The organism is Paenibacillus sp. NPDC058174 (assembly GCF_042883865.1).
Lineage (GTDB): Bacteria > Bacillota > Bacilli > Paenibacillales > Paenibacillaceae > Pristimantibacillus.
In genome coordinates this window covers 363,761-377,179 of record NZ_JBHVUY010000001.1, presented here as the reverse complement: position 1 = coordinate 377,179, position 13,419 = coordinate 363,761, and the positions used below count along the sequence as shown (strand labels likewise).

13 protein-coding genes and 1 other annotated feature are annotated in these 13,419 nt (G+C 47.8%); of the genes, 5 read left to right on the top strand and 8 right to left on the bottom strand.

What is annotated here, in order from left to right; genetic code table 11:
- Positions 1-160: 160 nt before the first annotated feature.
- Both ACFVVF_RS01705 and ACFVVF_RS01700 read left to right on the top strand, forming a co-directional pair.
- A complete protein-coding gene (locus ACFVVF_RS01705; RefSeq protein WP_387804821.1) occupies positions 161-1,225 on the top strand; it encodes a permease in 1,065 nt (354 codons plus the stop codon).
- A gap of 17 nt (positions 1,226-1,242) precedes the next feature.
- Positions 1,243-2,250, top strand: a complete 1,008-nt coding sequence (locus ACFVVF_RS01700) for a TIGR03943 family putative permease subunit (protein ID WP_387804819.1) — start codon at positions 1,243-1,245, stop codon at positions 2,248-2,250.
- A 128-nt stretch (positions 2,251-2,378) separates the two neighbouring features.
- Here ACFVVF_RS01700 and ACFVVF_RS01695 read toward each other — a convergent pair whose 3' ends face one another.
- Positions 2,379-2,657, bottom strand: coding sequence for a DUF6881 domain-containing protein (locus ACFVVF_RS01695; RefSeq protein ID WP_387804817.1), 279 nt, complete (start codon positions 2,655-2,657; stop codon positions 2,379-2,381).
- Between the two features lie 141 nt (positions 2,658-2,798).
- Here ACFVVF_RS01695 and ACFVVF_RS01690 point away from each other — a divergent pair, with 141 nt between their 5' ends.
- Positions 2,799-2,963: a hypothetical protein gene (locus ACFVVF_RS01690; RefSeq protein ID WP_387804816.1), complete on the top strand. Its 165-nt coding sequence runs from the start codon at positions 2,799-2,801 to the stop codon at positions 2,961-2,963.
- 28 nt (positions 2,964-2,991) lie between these two features.
- Here ACFVVF_RS01690 and ACFVVF_RS01685 read toward each other — a convergent pair whose 3' ends face one another.
- The 3 genes from ACFVVF_RS01685 to ACFVVF_RS01675 form a co-directional block, all read right to left on the bottom strand.
- Entirely contained in the window at positions 2,992-4,662 is a 1,671-nt protein-coding gene (locus tag ACFVVF_RS01685) for a glutamine--tRNA ligase/YqeY domain fusion protein (RefSeq protein WP_387804814.1), read from the bottom strand.
- Between the two features lie 66 nt (positions 4,663-4,728).
- Positions 4,729-4,979: a binding site (T-box leader), on the bottom strand.
- A gap of 144 nt (positions 4,980-5,123) precedes the next feature.
- Positions 5,124-6,245, bottom strand: coding sequence for a stalk domain-containing protein (locus tag ACFVVF_RS01680; RefSeq protein ID WP_387804812.1), 1,122 nt, complete (start codon positions 6,243-6,245; stop codon positions 5,124-5,126).
- A 168-nt stretch (positions 6,246-6,413) separates the two neighbouring features.
- Positions 6,414-7,235, bottom strand: a complete 822-nt coding sequence (locus tag ACFVVF_RS01675) for an AraC family transcriptional regulator (RefSeq protein ID WP_387804810.1) — start codon at positions 7,233-7,235, stop codon at positions 6,414-6,416.
- Between the two features lie 117 nt (positions 7,236-7,352).
- On the opposite strand from ACFVVF_RS01675, the gene ACFVVF_RS01670 reads away from it, so the two are divergent.
- The gene (locus ACFVVF_RS01670) at positions 7,353-8,675 is read left to right on the top strand and encodes an alpha-L-fucosidase (RefSeq protein WP_387804808.1); all 1,323 of its coding nucleotides are present in this window, start codon (positions 7,353-7,355) and stop codon (positions 8,673-8,675) included.
- Positions 8,676-8,755: 80 nt separating this feature from the next.
- On the opposite strand, the gene ACFVVF_RS01665 is transcribed toward ACFVVF_RS01670, so the two are convergent.
- From ACFVVF_RS01665 to ACFVVF_RS01650, 4 genes are all read right to left on the bottom strand, one after another.
- A complete protein-coding gene (locus ACFVVF_RS01665; protein WP_387804807.1) occupies positions 8,756-10,186 on the bottom strand; it encodes an aldehyde dehydrogenase family protein in 1,431 nt (476 codons plus the stop codon).
- Positions 10,187-10,515: 329 nt separating this feature from the next.
- Positions 10,516-11,283, bottom strand: a complete 768-nt coding sequence (locus ACFVVF_RS01660) for an SDR family oxidoreductase (RefSeq protein ID WP_387804806.1) — start codon at positions 11,281-11,283, stop codon at positions 10,516-10,518.
- Between the two features lie 102 nt (positions 11,284-11,385).
- The gene (locus ACFVVF_RS01655; protein WP_387804804.1) at positions 11,386-11,964 is read right to left on the bottom strand and encodes a TetR/AcrR family transcriptional regulator; all 579 of its coding nucleotides are present in this window, start codon (positions 11,962-11,964) and stop codon (positions 11,386-11,388) included.
- 54 nt (positions 11,965-12,018) lie between these two features.
- Complete coding sequence (locus tag ACFVVF_RS01650; RefSeq protein ID WP_387804802.1) at positions 12,019-12,351, bottom strand: winged helix-turn-helix transcriptional regulator; 333 nt, start codon at positions 12,349-12,351, stop codon at positions 12,019-12,021.
- A 149-nt stretch (positions 12,352-12,500) separates the two neighbouring features.
- Between ACFVVF_RS01650 and ACFVVF_RS01645 the strand changes: the two genes are divergently transcribed.
- Positions 12,501-13,388, top strand: coding sequence for an SDR family oxidoreductase (locus tag ACFVVF_RS01645; protein WP_387804800.1), 888 nt, complete (start codon positions 12,501-12,503; stop codon positions 13,386-13,388).
- Positions 13,389-13,419: the final 31 nt, after the last annotated feature.

The window sequence follows — 13,419 nt, the reverse complement described above, 5'->3', positions numbered from 1 at the left end:
ATTTAAGCTGATTAGGCTTAATGTTTACCGCCGCCAACTTTTTTATCCTCGGGCATATTTCAGCAGTGGAAACGCTTGACAGATAAGCTGGGACTGTATACGATCTATATGTAATCATTACGATTAATATAGATTTCGATAGCTCACGGAGGAATTGCCTTTGCGCACCCTTATTTACCGTTACGGCATCCATGCCGTCTTTATTGCCATTATCGGGCTCTTCCTTGTCCTATCCTTTGATCCCGGTCTATTCGCCCGCTTGTCACTGCCGGATTGGCCTTCCATGCAGTCTTTCTCAACATTTAAGACCATCCTTCTCGGCATCTTACTCGAAACGCTGCCTTTCCTTCTTTTAGGCGTATTCGTTTCTTCGTTCATGCAGCTGTTTATTTCAGAGTCCCTCATTCGGAAAATAATCCCCCGCAATCCGCTGCTGGGCATCCTGGTCGCCTGCTTGCTGGGCTTTCTGTTCCCGGTGTGCGAATGCGGACTAATTCCGATCGTTAGACGTTTAATCGCCAAAGGCATGCCGCTATACATTGGCGTCGTATTTATTTTGGCCGGTCCCATAGTCAATCCTGTCGTCATCGCCGCCACCTATACCGCTTTCCGCACCCGGCCCGAACTGGTCTACTCCCGGTTAGGACTTGCTCTGCTTGCTGGAATCACGATTGGCATGATCATTTATAAGTTTGTCCGCTACAATCCATTAAAGAATGATAGCGCGACTCCGATAGATCAAGATGGACATGGACATGGCAGTCATCACCACAATCATCACCACCATGGACACCAGCATCAGCATGGAGGCGGCAAATTTTTAGCGATGATGGATCATGCTGGCAGTGAATTTTTTGATATGGGCAAATATGTCATGGTCGGCTCCATCCTAACCGCAGCGATTCAAACCTTTCTGCCTAGAGCCAGTCTGGCAAGCATTGGACAAGGGGAATGGAGCTCACATCTGTTCATGATGGGCTTTGCTTATTTACTATCGCTCTGTTCAACATCGGATGCGTTCGTCGCTTCTTCCTTCGTCACTACCTTTTCGTCGGCATCACTGCTTACCTTCCTTGTGTTTGGACCGATGCTGGACTTCAAGAGCACGTTAATGCTGCTGTCTGTCTTTAAAAGCCGATTTGTTCTGCTGCTCACCATCCTCATTGCGATCAGTGTGCTTGCCGGCTCTGTCATCATCGGACATTTCTATCTATCGCCTTTATAAAGAAAGGAGGAAAACCAGTGCGGCAACGATCAATGCTGTTCCATTATTTACTGCGTTCCGCTATACTCGGCAGCTTCTCCTGCCTCATCGTTCGCCTTGTGCAGGAGGGCAGGCTTCATTACTACATAGCGCCAAGAACAGAGCTGTACGTGAAGCTCGCGGCTTTAGGCCTCTTTCTGGTTGCGGTTTGCCAAGCTTTTATTGCGCTTCAATCCTATGATGCCAAGAGAAGGGAGACTTGCGGCTGCCACCACCCGATCGCCTCTTCCATATGGAAAAACACTGCCGTGTACAGCTTGTTTTTATTGCCGCTTGGACTTGGACTGTTCACGCCGGATACTTTGCTCGGAAGTGGAATGGCTTCCTTGAAGGGCGTGAATCTAACCAGCAGCGCGCTGGTCCGTGGGGCTGATTCGGCGGCTGCTAGCACGTCTGTCGTCCCGGAAACCAGCATTCAACCAGATGTGACTAAAGAAACGGAGACAGCGGAGGCGGCTGAACTGCCGGATGCAACAGCCCCGCCTACGCCAGCTATCGATCCTCTGCAAGCCTTGTTTCCTTATGACACTTATACGGAACTTCATGCGAAGCTCGGCATGAAGCTGTATCAGAGCGATGACGCTGTCACTATCAATGAATTTGGTTTTATTGAGACGTTAACCACATTCGATTTGTACAGAGATAATTTTATTGGAAAAAGAGTAGCAATTAGCGGTTTTGTCTATCGCGAGGATACGATGAAGGACGGACAATTTGTTATTTCCCGCCTGGCGATGTTATGCTGCTCCGCGGACACCGAGCCGTATGGCATTCTTGCGGTTATACCTGATGGCCAGAAGCTAGCCGATGACACATGGGTCCAGGCAACCGGGACGATCGGTTTGACCCATTACCTCGGCAATGAAATCATGGAGCTGCAAATCGATGAGATCAAAACGATCAAGCAACCGAAATCGCCCTACGTCTATCCCGACGACGCTTATTTTGACGCGATGCTTGGGAAATCGGGGACGGTGCAGGATTAGCTTAGCTGCAATGTTGCAAACTTTTGAGTCGCCCCTCCTGCATCGGCGCAAAAAAACGGTTCCCTCACCGGGAACCGTTAATCGACAAAGCAAGACAACGACATATTTTACCGCCATTATATAACAAGCTACTCATTCGTATATTCAAACCACAATTTCTCGAACTCATCTTTTGTCAAATGACGAGCCTGTACATCTTCTTCTGCATTTATTTCATCAACGTTAGGAATCACTTGATCTGCGAGAAGAGTTATTCCTGTCTCTCTGTCATCAGGAGCGTAACTAACTGTTCCATCAAAATATTTTTCAATTTTCCTCACCTCATAACCAAGATCGTCAATCTCAGAAAAAATGGTCTGAGGAATTCGTTCTTCATAATTTTTATATTCTACATAAATATACCTCAATCTTTTCCCTCATTTCACCACTCAGTGTCTGCAAGACAATCTTCGATTTCATGATGTCAGAAAAACTCAAAATGTAAATCTGCAGTTTGTTAGACCTGTTTTCGCAGATTTACAGCGTCAAAATGCAAATGTGCAGTTTGATTGGCCAAAAACAGCCCTGTAGAGGAAAATTTGGCGATTTCAACTGCACTTTTGCATTTTGAAGGCGATTTTGGAGCTTTTGATGCTCATCAGCATGCACTTTTGCATTTTGTTTCCCCTTCAGCACAGCGACTCGATTTTACTGAATCGTTTCCCCCGCACTAGAGGAGCAAGCAATCACCTATTCAAAAATTCACCGCTTATTCCAGCTGTCCTTTAACGGAACAATCCGATTGAATACGAGCTGGCGATCACGAGTCAGGCGGGGATCGACACTGAAATATCCATGCCGGAAAAATTGAAATTTTTGCTCCGGAGCAGCACTCTCGATATATGGCTCAATGAGAGCCCTCGAGACGACACGGGAATCAGCATTCAACACTTCCGCCCAATTGTCCCCTTCCGGGAGCTTATCCTCGAGCAGCAACCTCTCATATAGATGAATATCAGCCTCTACAGCATGATTGGCGGACACCCAATGAATCGTCCCTTTTACCTTGCGGCCTTCAAAGCCGCTGCCGCTTTTCGTAAGCGGATCATACGTACAGCGCAGCTCGGTCACTTCCCCCGTAACCTCGTCCTTGATGACCTCTTCACAACGGATAAAATAAGCTCCCTTCAGCCTGACTTCGCCTTGAGGTGTCAAACGATGAAAGCCTTTGACCGGATGCTCCATAAAGTCCTCCCGCTCGATATATATCGTTCTGGAGAAAGGCACTTCCCGTTTGCCAAGCTCGTTGTTCTCGCTGTTATTCTCCAAGGAAAGCAATTCGCTCTCTCCTTCCGGATAATTCGTAATTACGACCTTCAGCGGCTGCAAAACAGCCATCACGCTAACCGTCTTTGCCTTCAAATCCTGCCTCAGCAGTTGATCCAACAGCGAAATATCAACGGTACTGCTGGCCCGGATATTGCCGATCTCTTCAATAAAGCTCTGAATGCTCTCCGGCGTATACCCTCTTCTTCGCAACCCGCGCAGCGTCGGAAGCCTCGGATCATCCCAGCCGTCTACATAACCGCCTTCGACCAGCTGCCGCAAAAATCGCTTGCTTGTCACCACGCCTGTCAGACTTAGCCGTCCAAACTCTCTTTGACGGGGAGGCTCCGGTATATCCAGCTCGTTCAGCACCCATTCGTACAGCGGTCTATGTTCCTTGAATTCAATCGAGCATAGCGAATACGTAATGCCTTCAATAGCGTCTTGAATCGGGTGAGCGAAATCATACATTGGAAAAATGCACCATTTCGTTCCTGTTCTGTAATGCTCAGCATGCAAAATGCGATAAAGAGCAGGGTCCCGCAGCGTTATATTCGGTGATTTCATATCGATTTTGGCCCGGAGAATCTTCGAGGAAGCAGGAAATTCACCTTCCTTCATTTGCTGGAACAATGCCAGATTCTCCTCTACCGTCCGGTTGCGGAACGGACTATCCGTACCCGGCTCCGTCAACGTTCCCCGGTGCAGCTTCATTTCCTCTGGTGTTAAGTCGCAGACGTAAGCTTTCCCCTTACGAATCAATTGAACGGCCGCATCGTATATCGTCTGGGAGTAGTCTGAGCCATAATAGATATGCGGACCGGGATCATAGCCCAGCCACTTCATATCTTCAATAATTGCCTCCACATATCGGATATCCTCCTTAAGAGGATTCGTATCGTCGAAACGCAAATGGAACGTTCCATTGAACCGTCTTGCCATCATGTAATTCGTATGAATCGCATAAGCACTGCCAATATGAAGATAGCCGTTAGGCTCTGGCGGGAAACGTGTGCACATCTCCCGTTCGAATGGCAGTGTCTTAAGCTCCGCACTTATTTCTTTAAATAAAAAATGGTCTGATTGCGGATCTTGTTCGGTATGCATAGCTGGCTCCTCCTAATGAACGTTTATTTTGGCACAAAAAAAAATCCCACCTCCAAGACTTCAAGTCTTGGGGACGAAATTTCGTGGTGCCACCCCAGGTTCATTAATATGTCGCCATATTAACCTCTTCAAGTACGGCAAGGCACAGCCATGCTTATACTCTAGCTCTGTAACGGGAGCTCCCGTCGCGCCATCCCTTCACGTTCCGGCGTACTGCTCAGAGGCTTGGTTCAGGCGGGCCTTCCTGGCTCCTTTTCAGCATCCGGAGCTCTCTGTACAGGACATATCCGCCTTACTCTTCTCGTCATCGCGTTTATAATATTTCAACTATATTAACAAATCCTCCCCTCATTTGTAAACCGTAATACGCCTATGGATCGCCATTAGAGAAAAACGAGCTTGTCCCGGACAGGAACAAGCTCATTCTTCATATTGTTATGTCTTATCATTCAATTTGCCGATTAAGGAGTCAGTGTCAACGAAATATCGTCGAAATACAAGGTTGTCAAGCCTTCATAGCCGGAGTCACTGCCGATAATAATAAACAGCTGTCCATTGTTGTCGGTTTTCACTTTGACATTGTACGTGAATGTCTTGCGCTGATAGCCTTCTTTGCCCGAATCCGGCTTAACGGCATTGCCGACGAGCTTCATATCTTTGCCATCTGTCGCTTGATTGCCTTTGTCCAGATTCATCCGGTAATACGATTCGCCTCTATCATTAGTTTGCACCGTTTTCGGCTCAGTTGCCACTACGCCAGCCTTTATATAGAGAGATTCGCCGGGAGCTCCGCCGACGCCGATCATCTCGCCTGCTTCTTTCGTATACATCGCAAACTCCAGCTTGGCGTTGTAAGTCGTATTTTTCGCAAGACCATCTACCTTCTTCGTTAAAAACATAAACAGATCATCGCTGCGATTCATGCCCTTCAGCTTCAAGCCGTAATTCGCTGCGCTGCTTCCGGTGTCAGGGATCGCTTCTCTGGCAAAGGCCAATTCATAGATCGACTGATCATAGTTAACCGGCAAATCGGCAAAATGGCCCGACCAGCCTTCCAGGTCTTTATCGAATGAATAACGGTAGGTTTTAGAGCCGGTTTCAGGCAGCGTGCTGGAAATTGCGATCGTCTTAGCCGTTCCGTTCCACGTTACCTTCGCTCCCATCGCTTGCGCTATATTCCGTACCGGAACGAAAATCGTCCCTTTCGTTTGGACAACCTTCTCTGGAAGCTTCTGTTTATTGCCCTGTTTATCAATAAGCCAGCTGTCATTCACTTTAATAGTCAGCTTGCCGTACGAACCGCCGGACAGCGTTGCGGTCTGGCTCTTCTCATTCCATTGAATCGTTCCGCCTAATGACTCGGTCAATGCCCGTAAAGGCACCATCGTCGTATTATGCAAAATGAAAGGTGCAGCAGCAAGCGCATGAACGCCGGTATTATTCGTATACGATTTCTCGTTCAACTGGAACTTGACCTCTGTCTTTTGTACTGCGGCTTGAACCGGTATAGCATGAAGCAACGGCACCAAACCGAGGGCAGCGGCAAATCCGGCCAACGCTATTTTTTTCTTTTTGTTTATCATAGTTGCATCATCCTTTTCTTCGGGGATGTCTACTAAAACGACAGCACTTCTCTGAATGTTGCAACTGGTGAACATAAATGTTTTATTAAGGGACTCGGCCGGATACGATAGCAAATAAGGATCGCCCGGCTATTGCAGCTGAGCGATCCTTATTTTTCCCCGTCCATGCTAAAGCTGGGAGCGGTATTCCGAAGGGCTATAGCCGACTTCTTTGCGGAATATTTTCGAGAAATAGTTCGCATCATCAAATCCCGTCGACAAAGCAATTTCCTTAATGCTTGAGGAAGTTGTCTGAAGCATCAATTTGGCCTTGTCCATCCGCTTCAAATTCATATACCGGAGAGGCGGAATGCCGAAATGCCGCTTGAAATATTTAATGAAATAGTTGGGATGCAAATGCAGCACAGCAGCCATCCGCTCCACCGTCACCTCTTCATGCAGATGATTCTCGATATACTGCTGAATAATAGACAGCCTCTCCATTTCATCCGTCTTGTTCTGCAGGATGTGAATAGGCTCGTGCTCAATAATATGCGATAAAATGTTGAGCAGCACCGATTTTTCCTTCAACCGCGCTGTAACAGAGCTTTGCATATTCGCCTCCGACAGCTGCTCGAACAGATCCTTCATAATTGCCGGGTCAAGCGAGTCGTAGCAATAAGGGACATCCAGCCACTGGAATACGTCCGAATTGCCCACCGTCGCAGAGAAATGGCACCAATGCTTGAGAAAAGGCTTGTCGCTAATTGTTGAGTATGATTGCTTGACATGGGACGGCATTAGAATAAGCTGTCCTGGGGTCGGGTACAGCTCATGATCGCCGATTTTCAGCCAGCCCTCTCCCTCCAAAATATAATAGAGTTTGTTATAGGAAGGGGTATAGTCGATGTCTCTCCATTCGGGCCAGCACTGCTGCTTTCTGGCTTCCCATATGTGAACCTGCATGCTTGCGACCATTTGCTGAATGGCCATATTCCGGTTATCGGTCATAGCGGCTGAACCTCGATTATAGTTAGTTTTATACCCGTACAGGTTAGGCATCTATCTGTCTATTCTATCATAACCTTGCTAAAATCAAAGTCATTCCAGCTAACGGAGGTTGATACAATGAGCGCACAACAAACCAATCAGATTCAAGAAAGAACGGAAAGAACCAAGTGGTTTTTGAACGAACGCTTTGGCATGTTTATTCACTGGGGGCTATACGCAATTCCGGCACGGGGAGAATGGATCCGCTCCAACGAAAATATAAGCGTCGAGGATTATCAGCAATATTTCGATGAGTTCGATCCGGTTGACTATAACCCGAGAGAATGGGCAAAAGCCGCTAAGCAGGCCGGCATGAAATATGCCGTTCTGACAGCGAAGCATCATGAGGGCTTCTGTCTCTTCGACAGCAAGCTGACTGAATATAAATCGACGAACACGAAAGCAGGCCGGGACCTTGTAAGCGAGTTTCTGGAGGCTTTCCGCGCAGAGGGTCTGAAGGTCGGTCTGTACTACTCTATCATTGACTGGTATCACGAGGATTACCCGGCTTACGGCGACAAGTTCCATCCGATGAAGCATGATGAAAGCTACAAACGCGATCCGCAAAACTTCAGCCGCTACGTCGACTACATGCACGGTCAAGTGCGCGAGCTGCTGACCAACTACGGCAAGCTGGACATTATGTGGTTCGACTTCTCCTACGATACGATGCGCGGCGAGAAGTGGCGGGCTACGGAGCTGATGGAGATGATGCGCGAGCTGCAGCCTCACATTGTCATTGACAACCGATTAGAAGGCAGCAGCGAGGGCGGCGGCACGATGTATACGAATGATCCGACGATTTACGCCGGCGACTTCGCCTCCCCTGAGCAAATTATTCCGCCGGGCGGCATCGTTGCCCATGACGGAACTCCGCTTCCATGGGAAGCCTGCGTTACGCTTAACAACAACTGGGGATACGCAGCAGCCGATCATTATTATAAAAAACCAACGACGATCATCCGCAAATTGGTCGAATGCGTCAGCAAAAACGGCAATATGCTGCTCAACGTTGGCCCTGATGCCAAAGGTAAAATTCCGAAGGAATCGCTCGACATTTTATCCGAAGTAGGCGATTGGATCAGCCGTAATGGCAGCAGCATCTATGGCTGCGGAGCCTCCGAATTGCCGAAGCCGGAGTGGGGACGCTATACGCAGCGCGGGAACAAGCTGTATGCTCATGTGTTTGAAGAGAGCATTGGGCCGATCAATCTTGCCGGACTTGCCGGCAAAGTGCGCAAAGCGCGTCTGCTCGCTGACGGCTCGGAGCTCATTCTAAGCCGGCCTTGGAACACGGCGGAATTTGTGAACGACGCTTACGTTAATTTCTCCAAGCAAGATTCTCTTTCGTTCCCGCTTCCGGATCCGCGGAATACGGTTATTGAACTGGAACTCCTCTAGACAGGTCTCAACCTGTGAAGAACCCCGCAAAATTCAAATTCGCGGGGTTCTTTATATTCTGCTTTTCTTTTATCTGCCGGTTAGTCTTGGATCAAATAGCCCGAAATCGATTTTGGCTCCAAATGCTCTTCCAATCCGTATACGCCAAACTCCCTGCCGATGCCGGATTGCTTGAAGCCGCCAAACGGGGCATTCATATCGACCATTACACCATTAATCATAACCACACCTGCCTCGATTTGAGCGGCGATCCGATTGGCTTTCTCCATATCAGGAGTGCTGATATAGGCAGCCAAGCCATACACCGTATCATTGGCAATTGCAATGGCCTCCTCTTCGGATTGATAGGTCAAGATCGATAATACCGGTCCAAAAATCTCCTCTTGTGCAATCGTCATTGCCGGCTTCACATTGGCAAAGACTGTCGGTTTCACAAAATAACCATGTTCAAGTCCTTCCGGATGCCCCATACCGCCTGCAACTAATTCCGCACCTTCGTCAATGCCGGCTTGAATATAACGCTGTACCCGTTCATATTGTGTTTGGCTAACCATAGGTCCAATTTGCGTGTCCATTTCCCGAGGGTCGCCCACCTTGATATGCGACATAAACGCAGATGCTATAGCCTTGACTTCCCCAAGACGATGCTCCGGTACGATTAACCGGGATGCAGCCATACAGGTTTGACCGTTATTTCCATAACATAACATGAGTGCAAGCGGAATAGCTTGGTTCAAATCTGCATCGTCCAAAATAATGTTCGGCGACTTGCCGCCGAGCTCCAGCGTCACTCGTTTCATCGTGTCCGCGGCGCCTCTTTGAATGATTTTGCCCACTTCGGTCGATCCCGTAAAAGATATTTTCGCAATATCAGCATTGCGGATTAATTCAGTACCTGCCTCTTGTCCGGTCCCGGTTACAATATTAATGACGCCAGCCGGAATTTCCGCTGCATGTAAGCATTCCGTAATCAATTGCGTTTGGATCGCGCTGAGCTCGCTTGGTTTTATGACTGTCGTGCAACCGGCAGCGATAGCGGTCGCAAGCTTGGAAGCAATATACGTGTAATTGGCATTCCACGGTGTAATTATGCCGATAACCCCGAGCGGCTCTAACCTGACGTTTGCCGTTCCAATTTTTTTGGTGAATGCAAAGCTCTCAAGTGTTTCCTTCGCCAACATAAAGCTTTTGACAGCGATGTCGGTAAAGTTAGGTGCAGCGGCTGCAGCGCTTCCGTATTCTTCAATAAACGCTTCACTTAGTTCATCCTTTCGAGCAAGTACCGCGTCATGAAGTCTTTGCAGCATATTGGCCCGCTGCTCCACCGTCGTATGTTTAAAAGTTTTAAAAGCTTGTTTGGCGGCAGCGACAGCATCCTGTGTATCTTTAGCATTTGCTAACGTAACCTGTCCGATCACTTGTTTCGTAGATGGATTAATGAGGGTTTGTACCTCTGTCCCTTGAGGAGTGACAAATTGACCGTTTATATAAATTTTATCGATAATTTGCATTTATAATAGCCTCCAATATATTTCAATTTTGTATCCGGTTGAATGTGAATGAATATGCACGTCAGCTTCTGTCCTGTATTTTTAAAAGAAAGCAGCATCACTCCTTTTAAATAAATGAACATTCGATTAAATGAGTAGAAAAAAATATATTCATTCACTTAGGTTTCATTAAGCCTTGTCATCACGCCATAGGCTTATGAATGTTATATTAAATGATCGTTCATTTAAAGTCAAGCGAAGCAAAACAGAAAAATAGCTCCCCGTTCTATCCAGACAGCTGGAGGAAGCGAAGAACCATTTTTCACTTTTTACGATAAACGGCAATACGTTTACCAAGGCAATGGATTTTCCAGATGGAAGAAACCTCCGGTAGGTCCGTCCGCTGGCAATGTGGCCATGATGATACTTGTACGGCTTCCTTCAACAATGTCGACATTTGCTCGCGCGCCGCCCATTTCCGTTTGAACCCATCCTGGATGAACGGAGTTCACTTTAATGGGAGTATCCTTCAGTTCGGCAGCCAGATGAATCGTAAAAGCGTTAAGTGCTGCTTTGGAAGCGTTATAAGCAAATGTTTTCATGGAATAGAACGGCGATGCCGGATCGGCCTGAAGATGAAGTGATCCCAAGACGCTGGACAAATTGACGATTCTTCCTGAATCCGATTTGCGGATAAGCGGCAGCAGCGTTTGAGTCAGTGCAATGGGGGCAAAAAAGTTCACATCAAATGTTTCACGAAGCTCGCCCTCCGAAATCGTGCTAGTCCGGTTGATGATTTGATGCGATGCACTCTCCGCATCCAGCAAAATACCTGCATTGTTGATTAAAATATCGAGTTTGCCATATTTCCGCTCCAGGTAAGCATAAGCTTCCTTGTGATCCGCATGCTCATTGACATCAAGCTTCAGGCCTTCCGCTTTCAACCCTTCTTGAGCCAGCAGCTTTACAACATCATCCGCTTTTTGCTGATCGCGGCCGCCAATAATAACGTTAGCGCCCAGCTTGCTTAAACCGCGTGCTGTCTCCAAGCCAATTCCTCGTGTAGCACCGGTAATTAACGCAACTTTCCCTGTCAAATCCTGAGTTAATGCTGTCATGGTTATCGACTCCTCTTCGTTTTTAGAATGATGGGAAGCGGTGTAAGCATCATTTTTAAGAATGATCGTTCTGTAACGGTCAAAAAAAAGAGGCTGCCGCTCTCATTTATTCAATATCATTAGCGACAGCCGGGCGATGCGATGCAGCTTCTCTTTGTCCACATTAGCCCGCCCCTGTACCCGTAACCCAAGCAGCACATTATGCAAATGCTCGGCAAGCTCGCTGGCCCCCAGCTCCGTTGTAAATTCTCCGGATTGCTGTCCTTTGCCGATAATATCGGTTAACAGCTGCTCCATATCCGTAAAGCCTTTAACGGCTTTATTACCGATTTCCGAATCGCGGGGACCCAGTTCTACAGCAGTATTGACGAACAGACAGCCAGAAGGCTTGTCCTCATAGCCCTCGATCATAAAATCGAATAAAAAATGAACCGCCTGCATCGCATTGTCGCTGCGGGCAACGCCACTGCTAAGTCTGGCCTCTATAATATCCGAGTATCGCTCCATCGCCTTCATGAACAATGTGCGCTTATCGCCAAATGTATCGTACAAGCTCCGGCGGTGAATCCCCATATGCTCGACGAGATCATTCATCGATGTTTTCTCATAGCCTTGTTCCCAGAACAGCTGCATCGCCTTATGCAGCACTTCATTCTCATCAAACAGTTTGCTTCGCGCCATAAGCCTTCCCTCCCGCAAAAACATCATACCATTATGAGAACGAACGGTAAATAATTAATTTTTAGCAGCTTTCTGTTCCATATAGTATAATCCCCAATCCTGAATATGAAGCAGAACCTGATGCAGGCTTTGCCCAAGCTCCGATACCGAATATTCAACCTTAGGCGGCACCTCATGATACACCTTCCGGTTAATTAAACCGTCATCCTCCAATTCGCGCAGCTGCAGAGTCAGCATCCGCTGTGTTACCTCAGGAAAAATTCTTCTTAGCTCATTGAAACGCTTCGGCCCGCTCGTGACCAGTTGATATAAGATGACGATTTTCCACTTGCCGCCAATCAGCTTGACTGCCGCTTCAACCGGACATCCCCCGTCTGCCTTCTCCATCCTGTACTTCCCCCTTGGTATAAAAAAAGATACTACCTATAAAAAATGTGCGTACTTACGTATTCGTCCGCTATCCACTACTATGGTTATAGCATACAGAAACGCGCTTTCACAATGTTAACACGATATAAAAATCAGGAGGAACAATTATGATGTCAACAGCAAAAAAGGTTCTGGTCTACGGAGCAGCGGGCGTGCAGGGCGGTGCAGTCGCAGACAAATTGCTGCAAGCGGGCTTTGAGGTGTACGCATTCGCCAGAACGGAAGAAAAAACAGAACAGCTGCGATCAAGAGGAATTCATGCGCAGTTAGGAGACCTTAATGATTACGAGAGCTTAGTGAAGGCTCATCAACATGCCGACATCGTTTACTTGCAGCTTCCCGTTGACTATCGGGCAGAGCTTGCCAAACGTTACTTGAAAAATGCAATCGATGCCGCGAAATCCGCGCAAATTGAGCTGCTCGTTCTCAACACGAATGTCTTTGTTCCGGATCAGGCTACGGAAGCCGTTGCGATTGAATTCAAACGGCAACTAATCAACGAAGCTAAGGAAAGCGGCTTGCCGGTTGTGTTTCTGCAGCCAACGCTTTATTTGGAAAACTTGTTCGTTCCCGGTGTATTTAACGATCAGCTTCTTGCTTATCCTGTTCCAGCGGATGAGCCGCTGGCTTGGGTCAGCATCGATGATGCTGCGCAATATGCCGTCTATGCGATTCAGCATCCAGAGCTTGCTGGGCAATCGGTGCCTGTAATTGGTCCAGATTACTTAACCGGCCGCCAATTGGCGGCTCAGCTTGGCGAAACGCTCGGCCGTCCAGTCGCCTTCCATCCCCTTGCCACTACAGATTTCGAAGCTGCGCTTCGTCCGCTGCTTGGCGAGGAGACAAGTGCAGGCTTAGCTGGGCTATACGAATGGATTGGATCCAACAGCGCTCTTCTGCCTAAGCCTGGTCAATCTGGCCCGGCAGCTGAATTGAAGCTTACCTCCGCCTCCTCTTGGTTTGCGAATGCGGTGAAACAAGGGACACTCAAATAACTGCAACAAAAAAAAAAGAGAGGGCTTGCCG

Coding starts and splice junctions, on each gene's coding strand:
- ACFVVF_RS01675 (WP_387804810.1), bottom strand. CDS start 7,235: ATGACCGATAACCGGAATATGGCCATTCAGCAAATGGTCGCAAGCATG.
- ACFVVF_RS01670 (WP_387804808.1), top strand. CDS start 7,353: ATGAGCGCACAACAAACCAATCAGATTCAAGAAAGAACGGAAAGAACC.
- ACFVVF_RS01685 (WP_387804814.1), bottom strand. CDS start 4,662: ATGCATACCGAACAAGATCCGCAATCAGACCATTTTTTATTTAAAGAA.
- ACFVVF_RS01650 (WP_387804802.1), bottom strand. CDS start 12,351: ATGGAGAAGGCAGACGGGGGATGTCCGGTTGAAGCGGCAGTCAAGCTG.
- ACFVVF_RS01665 (WP_387804807.1), bottom strand. CDS start 10,186: ATGCAAATTATCGATAAAATTTATATAAACGGTCAATTTGTCACTCCT.
- ACFVVF_RS01660 (WP_387804806.1), bottom strand. CDS start 11,283: ATGACAGCATTAACTCAGGATTTGACAGGGAAAGTTGCGTTAATTACC.
- ACFVVF_RS01680 (WP_387804812.1), bottom strand. CDS start 6,245: ATGATAAACAAAAAGAAAAAAATAGCGTTGGCCGGATTTGCCGCTGCC.
- ACFVVF_RS01655 (WP_387804804.1), bottom strand. CDS start 11,964: ATGGCGCGAAGCAAACTGTTTGATGAGAATGAAGTGCTGCATAAGGCG.
- ACFVVF_RS01645 (WP_387804800.1), top strand. CDS start 12,501: ATGATGTCAACAGCAAAAAAGGTTCTGGTCTACGGAGCAGCGGGCGTG.